Origin of the sequence: Rossellomorea sp. SC111 (genome assembly GCF_024733565.1) — a bacterium.
Classification (GTDB): Bacteria; Bacillota; Bacilli; order Bacillales; family Bacillaceae_B; genus Rossellomorea.
In genome coordinates, this window is record NZ_JANIOC010000006.1 from 93910 (window position 1) to 118909 (window position 25000).

A 25000-nucleotide genomic window follows, 5' to 3' on the forward strand; every position below is an offset into this window, starting at 1 on the left:
GAAAGTGAGTTTTTTTAAGAAGCTTAAAGATAAATTTACACAGTCCAGTGATAATGTTACAGAGAAATTTAAAGATGGGTTAAGTAAAACAAGGAACAATTTCACTACAAAGATGAATGACCTGGTGGCCAGATACCGCAAAGTCGATGAAGACTTCTTTGAAGAGCTGGAAGAAATCCTGATTGGAGCGGATGTCGGCTTTGATACAGTCATGGAGCTTATTGACGAATTAAAGCTTGAAGTGAAGCGAAAGAATATTCAAGACACGGAAGATGTTCAATCTGTCATCTCAGAGAAGCTCGTAGAAATCTACCAGGGTGATCGCGATGAGGACAGCAGCCTGAATATTCAAGACGACCAACTGACGGTTTTACTATTTGTCGGTGTAAATGGGGTAGGGAAGACGACGACCATCGGAAAAATGGCTCATATGTTCAAGGAACAGGGCAAAAATGTTGTTCTTGCAGCAGGGGACACCTTCCGGGCAGGAGCCATCGAGCAGCTTGAAGTATGGGGTGAACGGGTAGGGGTTCCGGTCATCAAACAGGCGGCGGGAAGCGATCCTGCAGCTGTTATGTTTGATGCCGTCCAATCTGCCAAAGCGAAAAAAGCAGACATACTTATTTGTGATACGGCAGGAAGATTGCAAAACAAAGTGAATTTGATGAAAGAGCTTGAAAAGGTAAAACGGGTGATTGAAAGGGAAATTCCAGGAGCCCCTCACGAAGTATTACTCGTTCTTGACGCAACAACAGGGCAAAATGCCATGGTACAGGCGAAAACCTTTAAAGAAGCAACAAACGTCTCAGGAATTGTCCTGACGAAGCTGGATGGGACTGCTAAAGGAGGGATTGTCCTTGCGATCAGGAACGAGCTCGAGATTCCTGTAAAATATGTGGGTCTGGGAGAAAAAATGGATGACCTTCAACCGTTCGATGCTGAAAAGTATGTATATGGCTTGTTCTCAACCCTCGTTGATGAAGAAGAATAAATCATGATCCATAGGGCAGCCTGCTTTAAAGACTACATCATATAATCCCGGCAGGCAGCTCTACTTTTCTCTATGAAAAGTCCATAAGTATCCTTGACAATCGCCCGTAAACACTGTATTCTTCATATGTAAAGGTTTTTCACTTAACAAGGAGGGATATACGTGCTGGAGAAAACGACCAGAATGAATTATCTCTACGATTTTTATCAATCTTTGTTAACTCCTAAACAAAGAAGCTATATGTCCCTTTATTATCTGGATGATTTCTCCTTAGGTGAAATCGCTGAGGAATATAATATTAGCCGTCAGGCAGTGTACGATAACATTAAGCGGACAGAGGCCATGATCGAGGAGTACGAAGAAAAGCTTTTATTATTTAAAAAATTCCAAGAACGCAACGAGATTCTTGACCAACTCAGACAAAAAATAGAAGAGCCATCAATCGATTCTTCTCATTGTTTAAAACTCATTGATGATCTTGAAATATTGGATTAGGAGGCGGCATGAATGGCATTTGAAGGATTAGCCGACCGACTGCAAGGTACAATACAAAAAATCCGTGGAAAAGGAAAGATCTCAGAAGCGGATGTTAAAGAAATGATGCGTGAAGTTCGTCTTGCTCTTTTAGAAGCAGACGTTAATTTTAAAGTGGTGAAGCAATTCGTCAAGAAAGTAAGTGAACGGGCTGTCGGACAAGAAGTCATGAAGAGCCTTACACCGGGTCAACAGGTCATTAAAGTTGTTCAGGAAGAGCTTACAAACTTGATGGGTGGCGAACAAAGTCAGATTGCCGTCGCTAAACGTCCACCGACAGTCATAATGATGGTCGGTTTACAAGGTGCAGGTAAAACGACGACCACTGGTAAGCTTGCGAACCTGCTTCGAAAGAAACATAACCGCAAACCGCTGTTGGTGGCTGCTGATATTTATCGTCCCGCTGCCATCAAGCAGTTGGAAACCATCGGGAAGCAATTAAGCCTTCCTGTGTTTTCCCTCGGGGATCAGGTAAGTCCGGTTGAAATTGCGAAAAAAGCCATAGAAAAGGCAAAAGAAGAACATCACGATTATGTTCTGATTGATACGGCAGGTCGACTTCACATTGATGAAAACCTGATGGGAGAGCTGAAAGAAATCAAAGAACTCTCCAATCCGGACGAGATTTTCCTCGTGGTGGATGCCATGACTGGTCAAGATGCAGTAAATGTCGCTCAAAGCTTCAATGATGCTCTTGGCATATCGGGTGTTGTCCTGACAAAACTCGATGGTGATACCCGTGGTGGTGCAGCGTTATCCATCCGTTCCGTCACTGAAAAGCCTATTAAATTTGTCGGTATGGGTGAGAAGATGGATGCCTTGGAAGCCTTCCATCCTGAGCGTATGGCATCACGGATTCTCGGTATGGGAGATGTATTATCCCTCATTGAAAAGGCGCAGGCTAATGTGGATGAAGAGAAGGCCAAAGAACTGGAACAAAAAATGCGCACAATGTCTTTCACATTTGATGATTTCCTTGATCAACTAGGTCAAGTGAGGCAGATGGGTCCACTGGATGAACTTCTCAAAATGATGCCTGGAGCAAACAAGATGAAGGGTCTGGACAAGATTCAAGTCGATGACAAACAGATCAGTCATGTTGAGGCCATCATCCAATCCATGACCGGTGATGAAAAAACCCATCCTGAAACGATCAATGCTTCCCGTCGTAAACGGATTGCAAAAGGGAGCGGGACATCCATTCAAGAGGTGAACCGCCTTCTGAAACAATTCGAGGACATGAAGAAAATGATGAAACAGATGAGCGGGATGCAAGGAAAAGGTAAGAAAAAAGGGATGAAATTCCCATTTATGTAAGCAATTCGTTCGATTTTTCACAAAAAAAATTGAACTGTTAAGAAAAAACACTTTACAAACAAAATACACATTTGATATTATACTAACTTGTGTGAAACTATTCGGAGGTGCTTTAATTATGGCAGTAAAAATCAGATTAAAACGTATGGGAGCAAAAAAATCTCCTTTCTATCGTATCGTAGTTGCAGATTCTCGTTCACCACGTGATGGACGTCAAATCGAAACAGTTGGAACTTACAACCCGGTTGCTAAACCAGCTGAAGTGAAAATCGATGAAGAGTTAGCTCTTAAATGGTTATCAAATGGTGCTAAGCCATCTGACACAGTTCGTAACCTATTCTCAAACCAAGGCATTATGGAAAAATTCCACAATGCTAAAAACAGCAAGTAATCGATTAGATCGATGAAAGATCTTATTCTAACGATTGTGAAACCCCTGGTTGACCATCCGGACTCTGTCCGCGTCGACTTGGATGAAGGAACGAACGGTTTAACTTATAAGTTATCCGTTCATCCCGAGGATATGGGTAAGGTCATTGGGAAACAGGGGCGAGTAGCTAAATCGATTCGAACTGTGGTATACGCTGCAGCAGGATCTTCACAACAGAAGAAAATCTTTTTAGAGATAGTGGAGTAAGAAAGCTTCCTTAAGCTCATTACAACAAGCTCTAAGAATCAGGGGACTGACCCACAAAGGTTACTACTTAGCCTTATGACGTCAGTCTCCTTTTTCATAGGGTTGATGGACATACAATGGTATACTAGCATCAGATGGGTTCTATGCCCGCATAATAGCCGTTTCTCCCCTAAGAACACCCTAGGGTCATGACTTCAGTGAGGGGTGAATAGAAGGAGGAGAAAGACGTTGAACGTGATACATACGATAACAATTAAACAAGTCCTCACAGAAAAGAGTAAGGACCTGTTAATGAAACGCTATGAAAATCAAACGTTTCATTTGAAAAAAGAAAGTGATCAGCTTCAATTCGAAATGAAAAAAATCGAACGTGGCAAGAAATACCCCACTCATAAATTAAATCAGCATTTTGAAAGAGAATTGAATGAAAGGGCAGAAAAAATCAAGCTGTTGGAATTTCAGATGGAACAGCTGAATATCCTCCCGATTGGTAGCGAGCTAAAAGAAAAGGAAGTCCAGGGTATGATGGACATTCAAGTTGGTGACAATTGGGAGGAAGAAACCCTTTCAAAGACGATTGTAATAGAAGACGGTATAGTGAAAGAAATACGTTAATGCAAGAGGTGAAAGCGATGGAAAAGTGGTTTAATGTAGGAAAGATTGTCAACACTCATGGAGTTAAGGGGGAAGTGAAGGTCGTATCGACGACAGATTTCCCTGAAGAACGTTATCAGAAAGGGAACACTCTCTATTTGTTCCGGAATGGCCAGGAACCCCTCGGTCTCGTGATCACATCTCACAGAAATCATAAAAGTTTTGATTTGCTTACATTTGAAGGATATGAAAATATCAATGAGGTCGAGAAGTTTAAAGAAGGTATCCTGAAGGTCCAGGAAGACCAGCTGCAGGAACTTGACGAAGGGGAATACTATCTCCATGAAATCGTCGGCTGTAAGGTTGTGACGACCGCAGGGGAAGAGCTGGGTACCGTCAAAGAGATTTTAAGCCCGGGGGCGAACGATGTATGGGTAGTAAAGGGTGAGCGGGGGAAAGAGTACCTCATCCCATACATAGAGGATATCGTGAAAACTGTCGATGTTGAAGGGCAGCTTATTACCATTGAGCCGATGGAAGGGCTCTTATCATGATGAGAATTGATGTCCTCTCTTTATTCCCTGGTATGTTCGAAGGGATCTTCGGTGATTCCATCTTAAAAAAGGCCAATGAGAAAAGAGCCGTCATGTACAATGTCATTAACTTCCGTGAGTACGCTGACAACAAGCATAATCAGGTAGATGATTACCCTTACGGCGGGGGGGCAGGAATGGTTTTGAAGCCTCAGCCTATATTTGATGCAGTCGATGCCTTGAGAAAAGAAGAAGAATCTACGCCGCGGGTCATCCTTATGTGCCCGCAGGGAGAACGATATACCCAGCAAAAGGCTGAGGAGCTTTCGAAAGAAGATCATCTCGTATTTATTTGCGGTCATTATGAAGGTTATGATGAACGAATCAGAGAGCACGTGGTAACCGACGAAATTTCCATTGGTGACTATGTGTTGACCGGCGGGGAACTCGGGGCGATGGTGGTTATAGATAGTGTTGTCCGCCTGCTTCCGGGAGTACTTGGGAATGAGGATTCCCCCATACTCGATTCGTTCTCTTCAGGTCTCTTAGAACATCCTCATTACACCCGTCCTGCGGATTTCAGAGGGATGAAGGTACCTGGAGAGTTGATTTCAGGAAACCATCGTCTGATCGATGAATGGAGAGAGAAAGAGAGCCTGAAAAGGACCTATGAGAGAAGACCGGATTTATTGGAGAGTTATCCACTCACAGATCGACAAAAGGCGTGGATAGAGGAATGGAGAAACTCTAAATAGGCTATTGCATCCTGCATGCCTGTATGGTATTATATTCTTTGTGGTTTCCAGGAGTTAGCTTCTGAAGTCATTGATCCCGATGTTCCGCTGCAATCAATTGCTTTTGTAAGAGCATCTGTTGGAAGGAGTTGAAAAAGATGCACAAATTAATCGAAGATATTACGAAAGAACAACTTCGCTCTGATCTACCATCTTTCCGTCCTGGTGATACAGTACGTGTACACGTTAACATCGTTGAGGGTACTCGTGAACGTATTCAGGTATACGAAGGAGTAGTAATCAAACGCCGCGGTGGCGGTATCAGCGAAACATTTACTGTTCGTAAAATTTCTTACGGTGTAGGTGTTGAGCGTACTTTCCCAGTACACACACCTAAAATCGCTAAATTAGAAGTTATTCGTCGCGGTAAAGTCCGTCGTGCGAAACTTTATTACCTGCGTAATCTGCGTGGTAAAGCGGCTCGTATTAAAGAAATTCGATAAGAACGTAAGTAAAGGAGCTTGGAGACAAGCTCCTTTTCCTTTTTCTAAAACCTTTCGTTCAAGGGAGTAGAAAGCGGGTATCGACTATTTTCGGGAAACCACCAATTTTTAATGAGAATTAGAAGAATTTCTAGTAGAATAGAAAAAGATAGAAAAAATCATGGGTGGTGGAGATGTGGTTAAAGAAAAAAACGAGTGGTGGGAATGGATGAAGGCCCTGTTAATTGCAGTCGGGTTAGCAGCTATTATCAGATTCTTTTTATTTGCCCCCATCGTAGTTGACGGATTATCAATGATGCCTACTTTACATAATGGTGACCGCATGATTGTAAGTAAACTGGGAGAGCCTGAGCGGTTCGATATCGTTGTTTTCCATGCTCCCGAGCAAAAGGATTATATTAAACGGGTCATCGGCCTCCCGGGGGATAAGGTAGAGTATAAAAATGATACATTATATATAAATGGGAAAGCCTATACTGAACCATATCTCAAGGAATACAAAGATCAATTGAACGGCGGTGTCTTGACCGAAGATTTTTCATTAAAGGATATAACCGGTGAAGAAACAGTTCCAGATGGAGAAATCTTCGTTATGGGGGATAACCGTCGATTCAGTAAAGACAGCCGTCATATCGGGACGGTCTCGACCGATGAAGTAATCGGGGACACGAAAGTGATCTATTGGCCTGTTAAAGATTTCGGTTTAGTGAAATAATAGAAAAAAGTGTTTGGAGGTGGTCATATGACGATACAATGGTTTCCGGGACATATGGCTAAAGCTCGTAGACAAGTTACTGAGAAATTAAAACTTGTAGACATAGTGATTGAATTAGTAGATGCAAGAATCCCGTTATCATCCAGAAACCCGATGATTGAAGAAATCATCGGTCAAAAGCCACGACTTGTTTTATTAAATAAAGCAGACATGGCAGACACGAACAGGACCAATCAGTGGATTGCCTACTTCAAAGAGCAGGGAATCACAGCACTTGCGGTAAATGCACAGGCCGGCAAAGGTCTTCAAGTCATCGTGCAGGCTGCTAAAGAAATCCTGAAAGATAAATTCGACCGGATGAAGTCTAGGGGAATGAGACCCCGGGCCATCAGGGCGATGATTGTTGGAATTCCGAATGTAGGTAAATCGACGCTGATCAACAGGCTGGCGAAGAAGAATATCGCCAAAACAGGAAATACACCTGGTGTGACGAAGGCCCAGCAATGGATAAAGGTCGGAAAAGAGCTTGAGTTACTCGATACCCCCGGCATTTTATGGCCGAAGTTCGAGGATCCCAAGGTAGGCTATAAACTGGCATTAACCGGAGCAATCAAAGATACCATCCTGAATTTGCAGGATATTGCCGTCTATGGCCTGCGTTTTCTTGCAGAGCATTATCCAGAGCGATTAGAGGAGCGTTATGGCCTCGAAGGGATATCCGAAGAGGTTGTGGATAGCTTTGATACGATCGGTGCTAAAAGAGGCTGTCTGATGACAGGTGGAGAAGTCAATTATGACAAGACTTCTGAAATCATAGTCAGGGATATTCGGAATGTTCAGTTAGGACCTATGACATTTGATTTTATAGGTGAAGCTGAAAAAGATAGTGAATAGCGGCAGAGGCTGTATTAAGGGATGAATCTCTTTGACACAGCCTCTTTATTTTTGTGCGGGATATCCGATATATACGAGGAGGAACCTACGTGACGAAAGTACATAGAACGATCAGTGAAATTAAACAATTGATCGGGACACTGACAGAGTCGGATCCGATTTTGGAAGAATTGAAACAGGATGAGAGGAAAGGGGTTCAGAAACTTCTGCTTCAGCTTGAAAGGGAACGAATGAAGCAGGCTAAGGAGAAAAAGGAGTTTCAAGACCTTACAAGATATGAGAAGGAGCTGCGTCTTCAAGGATTTACCCGTATCGCCGGCATAGATGAGGTGGGAAGAGGGCCCCTTGCCGGGCCGGTCGTAACGGCAGCCGTCATCCTTCCCCATGACTTCTATTTAGCAGGATTGAATGACAGCAAGAAACTTTCAGAAGGAAAAAGAGAAGAGTATTATGGATATATCCAAGATCATGCGATTTCAATTGGAGTTGGAATGGTCCACGCGGAGGAGATTGATTCCATCAATATTTATCAAGCGACGAAGAAAGCGATGAATGACGCGATTATCCATCTGCCTGTTCAGCCGGATTACTTATTGATCGATGCAATGAAACTTCAATCGCCATACCCTAGTCAGTCCATTATCAAAGGAGATTCGAAAAGCATATCCATTGCTGCAGCTTCTATAATCGCAAAGGTTACGAGAGACAGGATGATGAAAGAATATGCTGAAAAATACCCCGGTTATGCGTTCGAGAAAAATGCAGGGTATGGAACAAAAGACCACTTAAATGGGCTTGGGAAACTGGGAGTAACCCCTCTTCACCGGAAAAGCTTCGCACCGGTAAAAGAGCTTCTGCAAACAAAGGGATAAGCGTTTTCAGCAACAGTTGGAAGATGAATAACAAGGGACAGGGGGGAGAGAAATGACCCACATTCACGGTACTGCAAGGAACCAGGCACTGTCCTCTCTTGGCGGACAACCATTTTCGGTCCAGGATGGAAAGGTTATCTATATAAGGGTACATAAGTTGTTGGGTGATGATCTGGCAGAAGTATCTGCAAACGGTCAGCGGTTCTTGGCAAAGCTTGAAACTCCTTTGAAAGCAGGAGAGCGTCAATGGGTGGAAGTGAAGCAGACAGGGACAGGGATTAGCCTCCAATTGATCCCGTCCCGCCAAGGAGCTGGTGAGGGTATGGCTTCTAAGCTCTTACATCACCTATCAATTTCGACAGATGAGAAAGAATTGACTTCTTTGGTTACGGACCTTGTGAAGGATAAGATACCCATTCATAAAGAGATGTTGTTGTTTGCGGGGAAGTATGCTACCGGGAAAGAGGCCTCTCTTCATTTAAAAATCATCATGGAAATGGCGAAGAGGAACATGCCATTTACAGACAGGATATTCCTTTCGATGAAAGCCGGTGAAAAGGGGGATTTTATTTCCATGCTGGATACTCTTTCTTCGAAGTTAAATGAAACGGGAGGAGATGGAAGCACTCTTCAATTCATTCGAAGACTGCAGGAACCTTTAAGAAGGAATATATCCGAAAATCTTGTCATCAAAGCCTTGACGGGTTTAGCGGATTCTTCCCAAACCTATGCAAACCGTTTGGGGCATTTTGATTTACTAAAATCCCTGGGATTCATTCCGAACGAAACGGTTATGAATCAATGGAAGGAAGGATTAGCGGGTATGATCCATGATAGGGTGACTTCAGATGGGGAGGGGGAGCTATTTAAGGCGTCGACTGAAGGGGTTGGAAACGGCCGGGACCAGGTTGCTGGCAAAAATGGATCAGGCCATGAATCCATTAAGTCAGCTTTCTCCCTTATCAACAAATGGATGGACATCCTATCTGGCACTGAGACCCGCCTGCAGGGAAGCAAAGAAGAGACACCAGAAGCAGCGGCAAAACAGCTGGTCGGATTAGCAGGGAAGGAAAAGCTTGTGGAAATGAACTTCAGCAGGCTTGAACAGATATGGGGGAAAGGTGTCCCTTCATCCAATCAGGAAAAAATCTTTCAGATGCTTCACCACCAAACGATATTGGACTTGACGGAAAAGCTCAGGGGAGATGAATTGTCAAAAGTATTAAAAAGGGTGATCGGGGACTTTGGAATCAACTATGAAGCTCGGTTCCACAAAGGATATGAGATCCAGGGCCAGACATTGAAGGAGCATCTTATCGGGTTAAGCCAGCACCACCCGGCATCAGACATTCGTCAATTAGCCGATGACATTGTTCTGAGAATGAATCATCAAGTTCTTCACTCTCAAGATCCATCCCCCCTCCTTACAATCGTACAACAGTTTCCGATGTATTTGTTTGGACGAAATACGGATATCACCTTACAATGGACAGGAAAAGAGAAAGAAGAGGGTGTTATAGATGGTGACTACTGCCGAGTATTATTTTATCTGAATATGAAGGAATTGGATGAGACCTTGATCGATATGCAGGTTCAACACCGTGTCATTTCCCTGACCGTATGGAATGACCATCCAGCAGTAGAAGCTTTGTCCCAACCGCTCATTCCTGATCTGAAAAAAGGACTCGAGAAATTGGGATATCAGCTATCCGCCGTAAAGGTGAAGAAACCCGATAAACACGAAAACCTCTCAGAAAAGATATTAGGTGACGCGTCCAATCGAACATTTTCCGGAGTTGATGTAAAGATATGAAAAGCAGGCACGAGAGGAAAGAAGCCATTGCTCTGGGTTATGATCAGCAGGACGGATCAGCGCCAAAAGTCGTGGCAAAAGGAAAAGGGATGATCGCTGAAAACATCCTGGCAAAAGCAATGGAGCATGGCGTACCTGTTCAAGAGGATAAGAGCCTGTTATCCCTGCTCGGCAACCTGGATATTGGTGAATCCATCCCGGAGGAATTATACGGGGCCGTAGCAGAAGTGTTTGCATTTATCTACCGTTTGGACAGGGACATATCCAGGAAAGAATAAACAAAAGGAACTCACGGTGAAGATTGAGGCAGATAGAGTGGTTAGGTGAAATATATTTTTTGAGTATAATAATTTTTACGCGGTTCTCCCTGTTAAAATGGCGTGATGTGGATGAATTCTATCAAAATATGTTCAGAATTTTTAAATTAATATAATATTTTTAGCATAATGGTAGACATATATACTGTCATTTTATACAATGAAAGCGCAGTCTATTTTTTGAAGAGTTTGATAGGAGGATGGAAAATGAATATCCATGAATATCAAGGTAAAGAAATCCTCAGAAATTACGGGGTATCCGTACCAAATGGTAAAGTGGCTTTTACAGCTGAAGAGGCAGTAGAAGCGGCGAAGACGTTAGATTCTAGCGTATATGTTGTAAAGGCGCAAATCCACGCAGGTGGACGGGGCAAGGCAGGCGGAGTCAAAATCGCCAAGAGCCTTGAAGAAGTGCGTACATATGCAGAGGAATTAATCGGAAAAACTTTAGTTACTCACCAAACGGGTCCTGAAGGTAAGGAAGTAAAGCGCTTACTTATCGAAGAAGGCTGTGATATCAAGAAAGAGTATTATGTAGGTCTTGTACTCGACCGTGCAACTTCCCAGGTTGTCCTGATGGCTTCTGAAGAAGGCGGAACGGAAATCGAAGAAGTAGCAGAACAAACACCTGAAAAAATCTTTAAAGAGTATATCGATCCAGTTGTTGGATTAACAGGTTTCCAGGCGAGACGTATTGCATTCAATATCAATATCCCTCAAAAACTTGTGGGGAAAGCAGCTAAGTTCATGATGGGTCTTTACAATGTGTACATCCAAAAGGATGCTTCGATTGTCGAAATCAACCCGTTGGTTGTGACAGGTGACGGAGATGTAATGGCACTTGATGCAAAGTTCAACTTCGATTCAAATGCATTATACCGTCAAAAAGACGTCATCGAATTACGCGATCTTGAAGAAGAAGATGCGAAAGAAATCGAAGCTTCAAAATATGATCTGAGCTATATTTCCCTTGATGGAAATATCGGCTGCATGGTAAATGGCGCTGGTCTTGCCATGGCCACGATGGACATCGTGAAGCATTATGGCGGAGATCCCGCTAACTTCCTTGATGTTGGGGGCGGTGCCACAGCTGAAAAGGTAACAGAAGCATTCAAAATCATCCTTTCTGATGAAAACGTAAAAGGTATTTTCGTCAATATCTTCGGTGGAATCATGAAATGTGATGTCATCGCAACGGGTGTTGTAGAAGCAGCTAAGCAAATCGGTCTTCAAGTACCTCTTGTCGTACGTCTTGAAGGTACGAATGTAGACTTAGGTAAAGAAATCCTGAATCAATCAGGATTGAATATCATTGCAGCTGAATCCATGGCAGACGGCGCACAAAAAATCGTTGAGCAAGTAGGCTGAGAAAGGCGGGGGACTAATGAGCGTATTTATTAATAAAGATACCAAGGTTGTTGTACAAGGAATCACAGGATCAACAGCTCTTTTCCATACGAAGCAAATGCTTGAATACGGTACACAGATCGTGGCAGGTGTTACACCTGGAAAAGGCGGAACAGAGGTTGAAGGCGTACCAGTTTTCAATACTGTGGAAGAAGCAAAGAAAGCAACTGGCGTAAATGCATCCGTCATTTATGTTCCTGCTCCATTTGCAGCAGATGCAATCATGGAAGCGGTCGATGCCGAGCTTGATCTGGCCATTTGTATCACAGAGCATATCCCTGTATTGGATATGGTGAAGGTTAAGCGTTATATGGAAGGCAAGAAAACACGCCTTGTCGGACCGAACTGTCCTGGAGTCATCACTCCTGACGAATGTAAGATCGGGATCATGCCTGGTTACATCCATACAAAAGGTCACGTGGGGGTTGTTTCCCGTTCTGGTACACTGACGTATGAAGCTGTTCACCAACTTTCACAAGCTGGAATCGGACAGTCAACGGCAGTCGGTATCGGTGGAGACCCTGTAAACGGTACAGATTTCATCGACGTATTGAAAGCATTCAATGAAGATGAGGATACGTATGCTGTGATCATGATCGGTGAAATCGGCGGTACTGCAGAAGAAGAAGCAGCGGAGTGGATCAAGGCTAATATGACAAAGCCGGTAGTAGGATTCATCGGTGGACGTACTGCACCTCCAGGGAAACGTATGGGCCATGCCGGTGCGATTATTTCAGGTGGTAAAGGAACGGCAGATGAGAAAATCCGCGTTATGAACGAATGTGGAATTCAAGTTGCGCCAACTCCATCAGATATGGGTGAAACATTGATCAAGGTTCTTAAAGAAGAGGGAATCCTCGACAAATGTAAAACACATTAATCTTTTACTGAGACTGACGGCCTGGCTGTCAGTCTCAGTTTTATCTATTCAAATGATAGTTAGGAGGCTTTTAATGAAAGGAAATCGTAACCTAGTTTTTCATATTCATCACTGCCGGGGAATTGGTTTAAAAGGAACCAAACGATTGTTTGAAACTTATCAGGACCTTCACGCTGTCCTTGAACTCCCTTTATCAAAGCTCCAGCAGATAACCCATGCCACTCCCCCGAATGCAGAAACCTTCTATAAAGATCTCCATTCCTTTTCTTCACAACGCTATATGCAACTCTATGCTGAGAACAACATAGAATGGATCACCATTTTTGATGATGAATATCCCGCCTTGTTGAAAAATGTATATGATCCCCCTTTTCTCCTCTTTTTAAAAGGGGACAGGAAACTGCTCCAAGCCTCCCCAAAATTGGCTGTGATAGGTTCGAGAAACGCCACCTCATACACTGAGAAAGTTCTTCACACGATGATTCCAGAGCTGGTCAAACATGAAGTTGTAATCGTAAGTGGACTCGCAAAAGGGGCTGATACGATCGCCCATAAAGAAGCGATAAGATCGGGCGGCAGAACAATAGGTGTGCTGGGAGGAGGATTCCAACATATTTATCCTAAACAAAATGTCGACTTGGCCAACCATATGATGGATCACCAACTTCTCCTTTCGGAATATCCCCCTTATATCAAACCGGAAAAATGGCATTTTCCATTTAGAAATCGAATCATCAGCGGTATCAGTGAGGCGGTCCTTGTAACAGAAGCCAGAAAAAAGAGCGGTACATTTATCACGGCTGATTATGCATTGAACGAAGGGAGGGAAGTCCTTTGCTTACCGGGGTCCCTACACGATCCGTTGGCAGAAGGAACAAACTCCCTTATACAAGAAGGAGCCAAAATGGTCCTGACAGTAGAAGACATATTCTCAGAGCTCAGGGTATAAACTTCAAAAATAAGATGTAAAATCTATTAATAAAGGGGTTTTTTGAACATAAAAGGGTGAATATCACATGTAATTCATACAAAATGGTTGCATTTATGGTAAAACTGTTATACATTTTGCAACAGGTATCAAAAACTGTATATATGAGAAATAACTAGATAAGAGCAGTACTTCTCTACACTGAAATCAATCTTACACCTATGTGAATGTAAGTGTAAACGTTTCCGTTTGTGCTTGTTAAAGAACATTCCAAGGTGCTATAAAACAGTGATTATTTCCTCTTTAAGGAGGCTTATTGGATGGCAGATTATTTAGTAATAGTGGAATCGCCGGCTAAGGCGAAAACGATTGAACGTTATTTAGGGAAGAAATATAAGGTCAGGGCCTCAATGGGCCACGTCAGGGACTTGCCAAAAAGTCAGATGGGCGTGGATGTTGAGAATGAATTCGAACCGAAGTATATCACCATACGCGGTAAAGGTCCCGTATTAAAAGAATTAAAAACCGCTGCAAAAAAAGTGAAAAGAATATTTCTGGCAGCCGACCCCGACAGAGAAGGGGAAGCGATTGCGTGGCACTTGGCTCACAGCCTTGATATGGATACCACTTCGGAATGCCGGGTCGTATTCAACGAAATCACGAAGGATGCTATCAAAGAATCATTTAAGCACCCCCGTGCAATCAATATGGACCTGGTTGATGCTCAGCAGGCACGTAGAATTTTAGACCGGTTAGTTGGATACAACATCAGCCCGTTATTATGGAAAAAGGTTAAAAAGGGACTAAGTGCAGGACGGGTCCAATCCGTCGCAGTCCGGTTGATCATTGACAGGGAAAATGAAATCAAAGCCTTCACTCCTGAAGAGTATTGGTCCATCGAAGCAGAATTCACCAAGGGAAATGATACATTCCAGGCATCTTTTTATGGAATTGACGGTAAAAAGGTGGAATTGAAGACGGAAGAAGAAGTGAAAGATGTTCTCGGTATGGTGAAAGGGAAGTCTTTCGAAGTGAATAAAGTCACAAAGAAGGAAAGAAAGAGAAATCCCGCACCTCCTTTCACCACTTCTTCCCTTCAACAGGAAGCAGCGCGTAAATTAAATTTCCGGGCAAAGAAGACGATGATGCTTGCACAGCAATTATACGAAGGAATCGAAATGGGGAAACAGGGAACCGTCGGATTTATCACATATATGAGAACGGACTCCACCCGGATTTCTGAAGTAGCTCAGAAAGAGGCCAATGAATATATCGTAAATAAATATGGCGAGGATTTTATCAAGCAGTCTGAGCGTAAAGAGAAAAAACAACAAAAAGCTCAGGATGCCCATGAAGCTGTCCGGCCGACCAGTACCTTAAGGGATCCTTCATCGGTTAAACAGTTCCTTTCAAGAGACCAATATCGCCTTTATAAATTGATCTGGGAACGATTCGTGGCAAGTGAAATGGCACCTGCGATCATGGACACGATGAGCGTAGATCTCGTAAATGGATCCGTCATGTTCAGGGCATCTGGTTCGAAAGTGAAATTCCCCGGCTTCATGAAGGTATATGTTGAGGGATCGGATGATCAGAAAGAAGAAAAAGACAATTTCCTTCCTGCATTGGAAGAAAAAGATAAAGTGAAAAGTGAAAACATTGACCCGAATCAGCATTTCACCCAGCCGCCGCCAAGATATACCGAGGCAAGACTTGTGAAAACATTGGAAGAACTCGGTATCGGAAGGCCGTCCACATACGCTCCGACCCTTGATACGATTCAAAGGAGAGGATACGTTACTCTGGATAACAAGCGATTTATCCCGACGGAGCTTGGAGAAATCGTGTTAGAGTTAGTGAGGGAATTCTTCCCCGATATCATCGATGTCGAGTTCACAGCGAACATGGAGCGGAGCCTGGATGACATCGAGGATGGCAACGTGAAGTGGGAAAGAATCATTGACCGATTTTATCAGGATTTTGAAAAACATCTGGAAAAAGCGGAAAATGAAATGGAGAAAATTGAAATCCGCGATGAACCTGCCGGGGAAGACTGTGAAGAATGCGGTCACGCAATGGTATTCAAAATGGGACGATACGGTAAGTTCATGGCCTGCAGCAATTTTCCTGATTGTCGTAATACCAAGCCGATCGTAAAAGAGATCGGTGTGAAATGCCCTAAATGTGAAAAAGGGAATATCATTGAGCGTAAAAGCAAGAAGAAGCGTATTTTCTACGGATGTGACCAGTATCCCGAATGTGATTTCTTATCATGGGATAAACCGATTGAACGGAAATGTCCGAAATGTTCGGAGTTGCTCGTGGAGAAGAAGCTTAAAAAGGGTAATCAAATCCAATGTACGAACTGTGATTATAAAGAAGAACCTCAGAAATAGTACTGGGATGGGAGTTCCAATCCCCTGTTACCGCTATTGTGAAGTATTGTCAGGGACTACTCTTTAACCCCCTTAACAACCGATCATTATGCATAATGGCAATAAAAAACGATTGATTGTTGAACAATGAACGAATACAATGGAACGAGGGACTGTCCCAACAGGTGATTTCTCTATTACCTAGTGGGTCAGCCCTTTTGTATTTTCTCTTAAACTTTGTAACAAACGATACATATTTTCAATATACAATTATCTTTCTTATCATTGTCCCTTGGTGTACAATGCACATTGGATAAAGCGTTCGGAATGTAGGAGGTTTAAAGACAGATGTCAGTAAATGTTATTGGAGCAGGGTTGGCAGGAAGTGAAGCGGCATGGCAGATTGCAAAAAGGGGGATAAAGGTCAACCTTTTTGAAATGCGACCCATCATTAAAACCCCTGCCCACCATACAGATAAATTTGCAGAACTGGTGTGCAGCAATTCACTTAGAGCGAATACACTTACAAATGCAGTCGGAGTATTAAAAGAAGAAATGAGACGTTTGGATTCAGTCATCATGTCAGCGGCGGATGCCTGCTCTGTGCCGGCTGGAGGTGCTCTCGCCGTGGATCGCCATGAATTTGCAGCGCTTGTCACAGATAAAGTGAAAAACCACCCGAATGTGACCGTATTTAATGAGGAAGTAACGGATTTACCTGAGGGGATCACCATTGTTGCTACCGGTCCCTTGACGAGTGAAGGTCTTTCGAAACAAATCAAACGATTGACAGGGGAAGAACATCTATACTTCTATGACGCGGCTGCCCCGATCATAGAGAAGGATTCCATCGATATGGACAAAGTATATTTAAAGTCCCGATATGACAAAGGAGAAGCTGCATACTTAAATTGCCCGATGACCGAGGCTGAGTTCAATCGATTCTATGAAGCCCTTATTTCCGCGGAGACGGTTCCGTTGAAGGAATTTGAGAAAGAAGTATTCTTTGAAGGTTGCATGCCAATTGAGGTTATGGCTTCACGAGGGAAGAAGACGATGTTATTCGGCCCCCTTAAGCCAGTTGGACTTGAAGATCCTAAAACAGGTAAACGTCCGTATGCTGTTGTACAATTAAGGCAGGATGATGCAGCGGGGACCCTTTATAATATTGTTGGATTCCAGACCCATTTAAAGTGGGGGCCACAGAAAGAGGTTCTTCAATTGATTCCTGGACTCCAGAATGCCGATATTGTCCGATACGGCGTCATGCACAGGAATACCTTCATCAATTCACCTAATGTCCTGAAAGATACGTATCAGTTAAAGAATCATGAGAACCTGTTTTTTGCGGGACAAATGACAGGGGTGGAAGGATATGTGGAATCTGCTGCAAGCGGATTGATTGCAGGAATCAATGCAGCCAAACTTGCAGTAGGAGAAGAGCCGGTTGTGTTTCCTTATGAGACGGCCATGGGAAGTATGGCAAGATATATCACTACAGCGAATAAACATAACTTTCAGCCGATGAATGCCAATTTCGGTCTTTTCCCTGAATTGCCCAAAAAGGTAAAAGGGAAGAAGGAACGCAATGAGGAACATGCAAACAGGGCCTTGGAAACAATTCAGAACTTTGTGAAAAAAGTGTAAAATTCATTGCAAGGACCCCCCCGTTGTGTTACTATTTAGTAGCCCTTGTGAGGTGTTAAACATGAATAAGCAATTAGATGAACAATTACATTCCTTTACTGAATATTTACAAATAGAAAAACATTATTCTGTTCATACATTTGAACAATATCGTCATGATATTGAAGAGTTTTACGTATTTATGAAAGAACAAGGTTTACGTTCATTAAAAGATGTCGAGTATTCTGATGCACGACTCTTTTTAACTAAGCTGCATGATCAAGGTTTAAAGAGGTCTTCCGTCTCAAGGAAGGTTTCAAGCATAAGAAGCTTTTACCGTTATTTAAATCGGGAAAAACAACTGCTCGATAACCCCTTTTCGTTTGTTAATCTTCCGAAGAAGGAACAGCGATTGCCTGCCTTTTTTTATGAGGAGGAAATACAGGCATTGCTGGATGCTTGTGACGGGGACACCCCATTAGAGATGCGTAACCTGGCCATATTCGAACTTCTTTATGCGACGGGAATCCGTGTAAGTGAGTGTACGAATATACAGTTGGGTGACGTGGACCTTGGGATGTCTACACTCCTGGTAAAAGGAAAAGGGAAAAAAGAGAGGTATGTCCCATTTGGAAGCTTTGCACATGATGCCCTAGAACAATACATATTACATTCCCGGCCGAAGCTTGCGAAGGATGTCTCCCATACTCAATTGCTGGTCAACCATCGTGGTGGAGCATTAACCCAAAGAGGCATCCGTCTCATTTTAAATAAGATTATCGAGAGAGCATCTTTGACGGGGAAGATACACCCCCATATGTTGCGTCACACCTTTGCAACCCATTTATTGAATAATGGCGCCGATTTAAGGACGGTTCAGGAACTTCTTGGACACGCTCAGCTTTCATCCACACAGCTGTATACCCATGTAACCAAGGATCAGTTACGAAAAACGTATTTAGCACATCACCCACGTGCTTAGAAGAGTTGGAGGTATAGGAAATGGAACAATTCCACGCAACCACTATATTTGCTGTACAGCATAATGGCAAGTGTGCGATGTCCGGTGACGGGCAGGTAACATTCGGTAATTCAGTTGTCATGAAGCATACAGCAAAAAAGGTACGGAAGCTTTTTAATGGTAAGGTATTGGCTGGGTTCGCGGGATCTGTTGCCGATGCGTTTACTTTGTCTGAAATGTTTGAAGGGAAGCTTCAGGAGTTCAACGGGAATCTTCCAAGAGCAGCAGTCGAGCTCGCGAAACAATGGAGGAGCGATAAAGTCCTTAGAAAGCTTGAAGCGATGTTGATTGTGATGGATGAAAGCCACCTTCTTTTAATTTCAGGTACTGGTGAAGTGATTGAACCGGATGATGGAATTCTGGCCATCGGATCCGGTGGGAATTACGCATTATCTGCCGGCAGGGCATTAAAGCAGTATGCCGGAGACCACTTGACTGCTAAGGAAATCGCCCGTTCTTCCCTTCAAATCGCTGCCGATATATGTGTATATACGAATAACCAAATTATCGTTGAAGAGCTTTAAACCAGGAAGTCCAGGTAAGAATTGATATTCTCTCACACTATAGAAAGTAAGGAGTGTGCCATTTGATGAAGAGTACTGATCACTTAACTCCGAGGCAAATAGTTGAACGATTGGATCAATATATTGTCGGCCAAAAGGACGCCAAGAGAGCGGTTGCCGTTGCGCTGAGAAATCGTTATAGACGAAGCCTCCTGTCCGATGAATTGAAAGATGAAGTGATTCCAAAGAATATCCTGATGATGGGGCCGACCGGTGTCGGTAAAACGGAAATAGCCAGAAGGATCGCAAAATTGGTCCGTGCTCCATTTGTGAAAGTGGAGGCTACCAAGTTTACGGAAGTGGGTTATGTTGGACGTGATGTGGAATCGATGGTCAGAGATCTGGTTGAGACATCCGTACGTCTGGTGAAAGAAGAAAAAATGGTCGGTGTCAGGGAAAGAGCAGCTGAGAATGCAAGTCGCCGTCTGGTAGAGCTTGTGGTGCCGTCCAAAAAGAAATCCTCTTCTTATAAGAATCCATTCGAAATGATCTTCGGCGGCAACGGGGCACAAGGTACATCTGAAGAAGAGGAAGAAAAGCAGGAAGAGATTTCACTACAAGAGCAAAGAAGAAGAATGGAAAAAAGACTCGAAAATGGTGAATTGGAAGAGGAATTCATCACGATTGAAGTCGAGGAGCAGCAAGCATCCATGTTTGATATGCTGCAAGGTTCAGGAATGGAACAAATGGGGATGAATATGCAGGATGCCCTAAGTAATTTCATGCCGAAGAAAAAGAAAAAGCGTAAATTGAAGGTGAAGGAAGCAAGAGTGGTGCTGACAAATGAGGAAGCTCAAAAGCTGATTGACATGGATGAAGTAACCCAGGAGGCAATCATTCGTGCAGAGCAATCCGGGATCATCTTCATTGATGAAATCGATAAAATTGCCAGCAAAAGCTCTGGCCAGTCTTCTGCAGATGTATCCAGGGAAGGCGTTCAAAGGGATATCCTTCCAGTGGTAGAAGGATCGACCATTGTCACGAAATATGGATCAGTGAAGACGGATCATGTCCTATTCATTGCTGCCGGTGCCTTCCACATGAGTAAACCTTCGGATCTTATCCCTGAATTGCAGGGACGTTTTCCAATCAGGGTGGAACTTCAGAAGTTGTCTACGGACGACTTCGTGCGAATCCTCATTGAACCGGATAATGCCATCATTAAACAATATATCGCTTTAATGGAAACAGAAGGTATACAAATTGAATTTTCTGACGATGCTATTCGTAGACTCGCTGAAATCGCCTATGATGTAAATCAAAATACCGATAATATCGGTGCAAGAAGGCTTCATACGATCATGGAAAAACTACTTGAAGACCTATCCTTTGAAGCTCCTGATATCACCCTGGATACGGTAAAGATCACACCGCAATATGTGGATGATAAACTCGGCGCCATTTCAAAAGATAAAGATTTGAGTCAGTTCATTCTTTAAGTTTTCCCTTACCCTTTATAGGGTATAGGTAGATGGATTAAGGATTATATAAAATTAAATAATAGATACACTTTAGTTGTAGTAGGAGGAAACGTAATGAATTTATTAGGTAAAACAAGAACGATCAATGCCATGCTGCAAAAAGCAGCTGGGAAACCGGTGAACTTTAAGGAAATGTCAGAAACGTTAAGTCAGGTGATTGAAGCGAATGTGTTCGTGGTTAGCCGTCGTGGGAAACTACTTGGCTATGCCATCAATCAACAAATTGAAAATGAGCGGATGAAGCAAATGCTTGCTGACCGTCAATTCCCTGAGGAATATACTCAAAATTTATTCAATGTACAAGAAACGTCTCCCAACCTGGATGTGAATAGCCAATATACGGCTTTCCCTGTTGAAAATAGAGAGTTCTTCAAGAATGGTTTAACGACCATCGTCCCTATCATCGGTGGGGGGGAAAGATTGGGAACATTAATCCTTGCAAGACTTGAAGCAAGCTTTGAAGATGATGATCTGATTCTTGCTGAATATGGTGCAACGGTAGTAGGGATGGAGATCCTTCGTGAAAAAGCCGAAGAAATCGAAGTGGAAGCGAGAAGCAAGGCTGTCGTCCAAATGGCAATCAGCTCATTATCATACAGTGAGTTAGAGGCCATTGAACACATCTTTGAAGAGCTAAATGGAAATGAAGGACTTCTGGTTGCTTCTAAAATTGCCGATAGAGTCGGAATTACGCGCTCAGTTATCGTCAACGCCCTTCGTAAGCTTGAAAGCGCAGGAGTGATTGAATCTCGTTCTCTAGGAATGAAAGGTACTTACATCAAGGTATTAAATAATAAATTCTTGGTTGAATTAGATAAATTACGTACAAACTAATATGAGAAAGCTGTTTCCCCGAGAGGGAAACAGCTTTTTTTTGTGCAAAAATGAAATCAAAACATGCAAATGCGATAGCTTTCCCAGCTTATATGAGTTGATTATAGGGAAATGTCTGATTGTTTAGGGAAAATAAGTCGAATGGACTATCGGTAATTGTTCTTTTAGTATTGTCATCTATGATGTTGATAGTACAATAAAGTTACAACAATGTTACGACCAAATTCGACATCCTTCCGAGCTGAGGGATAAATATAGTGATAAAAGGGTTCACCTGATCTTAGGTGGAGTTTTCTTATGTATAATGCGAAAAAATTTCTCAAAATGGACCGGTCAATCACGGATATGGATGGTACCCTGCTTCTTACTTTCTATCTTCTTGTAATATTCATGTAATAAAATAAGAAAAAAACCTTCTAAACTTCCAAAAAATATCCATGGGAATATAAGGTTTAAAAGTAGATGAAAAGTCACGAATTTGATGAATATCGCCATCTTTCTATAAAATTTACGGAATATTCATAGACACTAATCATGCTAAACATTACAATAAATACTGTTGTATGATAAATATGTCAAAAATAGTTGAAACATGTCAAAAAAACGGATAGAGGTGCCTAAAGTGAAACTTTTTTCCAACACCTTCTCAACACTTGAAAACGGGCTGAACTATGCCTCGTTAAATCAGAAAGTGATTTCTCAAAATATTGCGAATGTCGATACACCGAATTATAAAGCGAAAAAAGTAGAGTTTAAGTCGTTATTGGATCAGTCCACTCAGCAACTGGAAGCGAAAAGGACGAATCAACGTCATTTTACCTTTCAATCAGATAGCCAACACCCTGCCGTAAAGACAAAATCCTCTTTTCAGTACAATCATAATGGAAATGGTGTGGATCTGGATCAGGAAATGTCGGAGATGGCAACCAATCAAATTTATTTTAATGCCCTGTCAGACCGTATAAATGGAAAGTTTAACAGTCTGCAATCTGTTATAAGGGGTGGCAAGTGAGTATGGGATTATTTACAGGTATGAATACGACGGCTTCTGCATTAACGGCCCAACGGTTGAGGATGGACGTCATTTCGTCCAACATGGCCAACGTGGATACAACGAGAGGCAAAATGGTGAATGGTGAATGGCAGCCTTATCAACGCAAGTCAGTTGTGATGGCGCCAAAGGAAGATCAGTTTTCTTCTTTTTTAAACCAGGCGATGAATACAAGGGGTAACCACTCAATAGGAAGTGGAGTGAAAGTTTCTCGGATTGAAGAGGACGATGAAACACCATTTAAAATGGTGTATGACCCTGAGCACCCCGATGCAAATGATGATGGATATGTACGCCTGCCCAATGTAGATCCCCTGCGGGAGATGGTAGACCTCATTTCAGCTACACGCTCCTATGAAGCAAATGTGACAGTATTTAATGCAAATAAAGCAATGCTAATGAAGTCATTAGAAATCGGTAAATAAAGAAAGGGTGTAGCTCTATGGCCTTACACAATATAAGTTCGGTAACTCCGGCTGATATAAGTCCGTCATTTGCTAAAAAAAGTAGTTCTCCTTCAGATGCAACGGAAAACTTCAGTCAATTACTTAAAAAGTCCATCGACGAAGTAAATAAGATGCAAGTGCAGTCAGATCAATTAACGGAAAAACTTGTCCGGGGGGAGAACGTTGATCTCCATCAGGTCATGATCGCTTCACAAAAGGCGAGCATTACCCTGCAAACGACAATGGAAGTCCGTAACAAAGTAGTGGAAGCATATCAAGAGATAATGAGAATGCCAATGTAGTAGGCTCATGCAGTCGAGTACCGGAGGATTGTAATGAATGAATCGTTTAAGAAATATACAGAGCAAATAAAGTCTTATTGGACTAGTAGAACAAAGAAACAAAAAATCAGCATGGGAGCCATCTTTCTGATTGCCGTCATCCTGATCAGTGCAGTTAGTTATTTTTCAACGCGGACGACTCTCGAACCCCTGTATAGTAATTTATCACCTTCTGAAACGGGAACCATCAAAGAGAATCTGGATGGCAGAGGAATCCCTTCAGAAATTACCGATAGTGGGTCGACTATCATGGTCCCTAAAGAACAGGTGGATACACTGAAAGTTGAACTGGCTGCAGAGGGGATACCTAACTCTGGGAGTATCGACTATTCTTTCTTCAGTCAAAATGCCGGATTCGGCATGACCGATAATGAGTTCAATGTCATGAAACTGGACGCAATGCAAACAGAATTGGCCAATTTGATGAAAGGCATAGACGGCATCCAGGATGCAAAAGTCATGATCAATCTTCCTGAAAAGCAGATTTTCTTAAATGATGATGTGCAAAACGCATCTGCCTCCATTGTCCTGGATACGAAGCCGGGTTTCACATTTGATCAAAAGCAAATTAAATCACTTTATCATCTCGTTTCGAAAAGTGTTCCAGACCTTCCTACTGAGAATATCGCCATCATGAATCAATATTTTGAGTATTTTGATTTAGAATCTCAAAATAATTCCACGGGAAGCGGAAATTTTGCCCAGCAAATGAATGTAAAGAAAGAAGTCGAGCGTGATATTCAACGTCAGGTACAAAACATGCTCGGTACGCTGATCGGATTTAATAAAGTAGTGGTTTCCGTGACAACTGATATTGACTTTACCCAGGAAAACCGCGAAGAAAACCTCGTGACACCTGTCGATGAAGAAAATATGGAAGGAATCGCAGTCAGTGCTAAGCGGATTACCGAAACGTTCTCGGGTGAAGGTGCTGCTCCAGGAGGGACACCAGGTGCCGGCGATGCCAACGAGCCGACAAACAGCGGTGTTACATACGGCTCCAGTTCAGAATCGAATGGTGATTATGAACGCATGGAAGAAACGATTAATAATGAAGTCAACCGGATAAAAAAAGAGATTGTAGAAAGTCCTTACAAGATTAGGGATCTTGGGATACAGGTCATGGTGGAACCGCCTGATCCCGAAAAGGAAACGTCATTACCCCAGGACAGGGTCGATGATATACGCCAAGTATTATCCACAATCGTACGGACGTCCATCGATAAGGAAGCGAACCCTGAACTCACGGATGACGCGATTGCAGAAAAGGTAGTCGTCTCGGTTCAGCCTTTCAATGGGAAAGTGGATGTTGCATCTGAAGAGAAGCCTGTCCTGCCTTGGTGGACATATGTTGTAGGGGGCATACTCCTTGTAGTGATTCTTCTTTTAGTATTTTTCTTATTACGTTCAAGGAAGAAAGAATCGATTGATGAAATGACATATGAAGAAACAAGAGAACCGGTCCAGATCCCGGATATTGAACCTAAAGAAGAGACAGAGGGTTCGATTCGCCGCAAGCAGCTGGAAAAAATGGCTAAAGAAAAACCGGAAGAATTTGCGAAACTGTTACGCACCTGGTTAGCAGAGGATTAG

At 42.8% G+C, this 25000-nt stretch carries 27 protein-coding genes; all 27 read left to right on the forward strand.

Going from position 1 to position 25000, the window contains the following annotated elements:
- Positions 1–4 precede the first annotated feature (4 nt).
- The 27 genes from ftsY (at position 5) to fliF (ending at position 25000) form a co-directional block, all read left to right on the forward strand.
- The gene (gene ftsY / locus NQ095_RS09445) at positions 5–991 is read left to right on the forward strand and encodes a signal recognition particle-docking protein FtsY (protein WP_258263235.1); all 987 of its coding nucleotides are present in this window, start codon (positions 5–7) and stop codon (positions 989–991) included.
- 183 nt (positions 992–1174) lie between these two features.
- Positions 1175–1486 carry a putative DNA-binding protein gene (locus NQ095_RS09450; protein WP_375162830.1) on the forward strand — a complete coding sequence of 104 codons (312 nt, stop codon included), beginning with the start codon at positions 1175–1177 and terminating at the stop codon, positions 1484–1486.
- A 12-nt stretch (positions 1487–1498) separates the two neighbouring features.
- The gene (gene ffh / locus NQ095_RS09455) at positions 1499–2842 is read left to right on the forward strand and encodes a signal recognition particle protein (protein WP_034755693.1); all 1344 of its coding nucleotides are present in this window, start codon (positions 1499–1501) and stop codon (positions 2840–2842) included.
- A gap of 118 nt (positions 2843–2960) precedes the next feature.
- Complete coding sequence (gene rpsP / locus NQ095_RS09460) at positions 2961–3233, forward strand: 30S ribosomal protein S16 (protein ID WP_034755689.1); 273 nt, start codon at positions 2961–2963, stop codon at positions 3231–3233.
- Between the two features lie 12 nt (positions 3234–3245).
- Entirely contained in the window at positions 3246–3479 is a 234-nt protein-coding gene (locus tag NQ095_RS09465; protein WP_034755686.1) for a KH domain-containing protein, read from the forward strand.
- A 228-nt stretch (positions 3480–3707) separates the two neighbouring features.
- Positions 3708–4094 (forward strand): YlqD family protein, encoded by a 387-nt coding sequence (locus NQ095_RS09470; RefSeq protein ID WP_258263238.1) that lies wholly within the window; start codon positions 3708–3710, stop codon positions 4092–4094.
- A gap of 17 nt (positions 4095–4111) precedes the next feature.
- Positions 4112–4627, forward strand: coding sequence for a ribosome maturation factor RimM (rimM, locus tag NQ095_RS09475; protein WP_258263239.1), 516 nt, complete (start codon positions 4112–4114; stop codon positions 4625–4627).
- Complete coding sequence (gene trmD / locus NQ095_RS09480) at positions 4627–5361, forward strand: tRNA (guanosine(37)-N1)-methyltransferase TrmD (RefSeq protein ID WP_258263380.1); 735 nt, start codon at positions 4627–4629, stop codon at positions 5359–5361. The genes rimM and trmD overlap by 1 nt, the downstream gene beginning before the upstream one ends.
- Positions 5362–5498: 137 nt before the next feature.
- Positions 5499–5843: a 50S ribosomal protein L19 gene (gene rplS, locus NQ095_RS09485; RefSeq protein WP_032088854.1), complete on the forward strand. Its 345-nt coding sequence runs from the start codon at positions 5499–5501 to the stop codon at positions 5841–5843.
- A 175-nt stretch (positions 5844–6018) separates the two neighbouring features.
- A complete protein-coding gene (gene lepB, locus NQ095_RS09490) occupies positions 6019–6558 on the forward strand; it encodes a signal peptidase I (RefSeq protein ID WP_098440792.1) in 540 nt (179 codons plus the stop codon).
- A 27-nt stretch (positions 6559–6585) separates the two neighbouring features.
- The gene (gene ylqF, locus NQ095_RS09495; RefSeq protein ID WP_258263240.1) at positions 6586–7452 is read left to right on the forward strand and encodes a ribosome biogenesis GTPase YlqF; all 867 of its coding nucleotides are present in this window, start codon (positions 6586–6588) and stop codon (positions 7450–7452) included.
- 89 nt (positions 7453–7541) lie between these two features.
- Positions 7542–8324 (forward strand): ribonuclease HII, encoded by a 783-nt coding sequence (locus NQ095_RS09500; protein WP_258263241.1) that lies wholly within the window; start codon positions 7542–7544, stop codon positions 8322–8324.
- 52 nt (positions 8325–8376) lie between these two features.
- Complete coding sequence (locus NQ095_RS09505; protein WP_258263242.1) at positions 8377–10137, forward strand: hypothetical protein; 1761 nt, start codon at positions 8377–8379, stop codon at positions 10135–10137.
- The gene (locus NQ095_RS09510; protein ID WP_258263243.1) at positions 10134–10415 is read left to right on the forward strand and encodes an EscU/YscU/HrcU family type III secretion system export apparatus switch protein; all 282 of its coding nucleotides are present in this window, start codon (positions 10134–10136) and stop codon (positions 10413–10415) included. The genes NQ095_RS09505 and NQ095_RS09510 overlap by 4 nt, the downstream gene beginning before the upstream one ends.
- A 246-nt stretch (positions 10416–10661) precedes the next feature.
- Positions 10662–11822, forward strand: a complete 1161-nt coding sequence (sucC, locus tag NQ095_RS09515; protein WP_258263244.1) for an ADP-forming succinate--CoA ligase subunit beta — start codon at positions 10662–10664, stop codon at positions 11820–11822.
- 16 nt (positions 11823–11838) lie between these two features.
- On the forward strand, positions 11839–12741 hold the full coding sequence (gene sucD / locus NQ095_RS09520) for a succinate--CoA ligase subunit alpha (protein ID WP_098351794.1): 903 nt from the start codon (positions 11839–11841) through the stop codon (positions 12739–12741).
- Between the two features lie 73 nt (positions 12742–12814).
- A complete protein-coding gene (gene dprA / locus NQ095_RS09525; protein WP_258263245.1) occupies positions 12815–13690 on the forward strand; it encodes a DNA-processing protein DprA in 876 nt (291 codons plus the stop codon).
- Between the two features lie 299 nt (positions 13691–13989).
- On the forward strand, positions 13990–16065 hold the full coding sequence (gene topA / locus NQ095_RS09530; RefSeq protein ID WP_258263246.1) for a type I DNA topoisomerase: 2076 nt from the start codon (positions 13990–13992) through the stop codon (positions 16063–16065).
- A gap of 327 nt (positions 16066–16392) precedes the next feature.
- Positions 16393–17691 carry an FADH(2)-oxidizing methylenetetrahydrofolate--tRNA-(uracil(54)-C(5))-methyltransferase TrmFO gene (trmFO, locus tag NQ095_RS09535; protein ID WP_258263247.1) on the forward strand — a complete coding sequence of 433 codons (1299 nt, stop codon included), beginning with the start codon at positions 16393–16395 and terminating at the stop codon, positions 17689–17691.
- Between the two features lie 61 nt (positions 17692–17752).
- Positions 17753–18652, forward strand: coding sequence for a tyrosine recombinase XerC (gene xerC, locus NQ095_RS09540; protein ID WP_258263248.1), 900 nt, complete (start codon positions 17753–17755; stop codon positions 18650–18652).
- Positions 18653–18672: 20 nt separating this feature from the next.
- Positions 18673–19215, forward strand: a complete 543-nt coding sequence (gene hslV, locus NQ095_RS09545) for an ATP-dependent protease subunit HslV (protein ID WP_060669750.1) — start codon at positions 18673–18675, stop codon at positions 19213–19215.
- A gap of 65 nt (positions 19216–19280) precedes the next feature.
- Positions 19281–20693, forward strand: coding sequence for an ATP-dependent protease ATPase subunit HslU (gene hslU, locus NQ095_RS09550; RefSeq protein WP_258263381.1), 1413 nt, complete (start codon positions 19281–19283; stop codon positions 20691–20693).
- 96 nt (positions 20694–20789) lie between these two features.
- Entirely contained in the window at positions 20790–21569 is a 780-nt protein-coding gene (gene codY, locus NQ095_RS09555) for a GTP-sensing pleiotropic transcriptional regulator CodY (protein WP_258263249.1), read from the forward strand.
- A 622-nt stretch (positions 21570–22191) separates the two neighbouring features.
- The gene (flgB, locus tag NQ095_RS09560; protein ID WP_258263382.1) at positions 22192–22581 is read left to right on the forward strand and encodes a flagellar basal body rod protein FlgB; all 390 of its coding nucleotides are present in this window, start codon (positions 22192–22194) and stop codon (positions 22579–22581) included.
- Positions 22582–22583: 2 nt separating this feature from the next.
- Positions 22584–23045 (forward strand): flagellar basal body rod protein FlgC, encoded by a 462-nt coding sequence (gene flgC / locus NQ095_RS09565; protein ID WP_258263250.1) that lies wholly within the window; start codon positions 22584–22586, stop codon positions 23043–23045.
- Positions 23046–23062: 17 nt separating this feature from the next.
- Positions 23063–23368 carry a flagellar hook-basal body complex protein FliE gene (gene fliE, locus NQ095_RS09570; protein ID WP_258263251.1) on the forward strand — a complete coding sequence of 102 codons (306 nt, stop codon included), beginning with the start codon at positions 23063–23065 and terminating at the stop codon, positions 23366–23368.
- A 33-nt stretch (positions 23369–23401) separates the two neighbouring features.
- Entirely contained in the window at positions 23402–25000 is a 1599-nt protein-coding gene (gene fliF / locus NQ095_RS09575; RefSeq protein ID WP_258263252.1) for a flagellar basal-body MS-ring/collar protein FliF, read from the forward strand.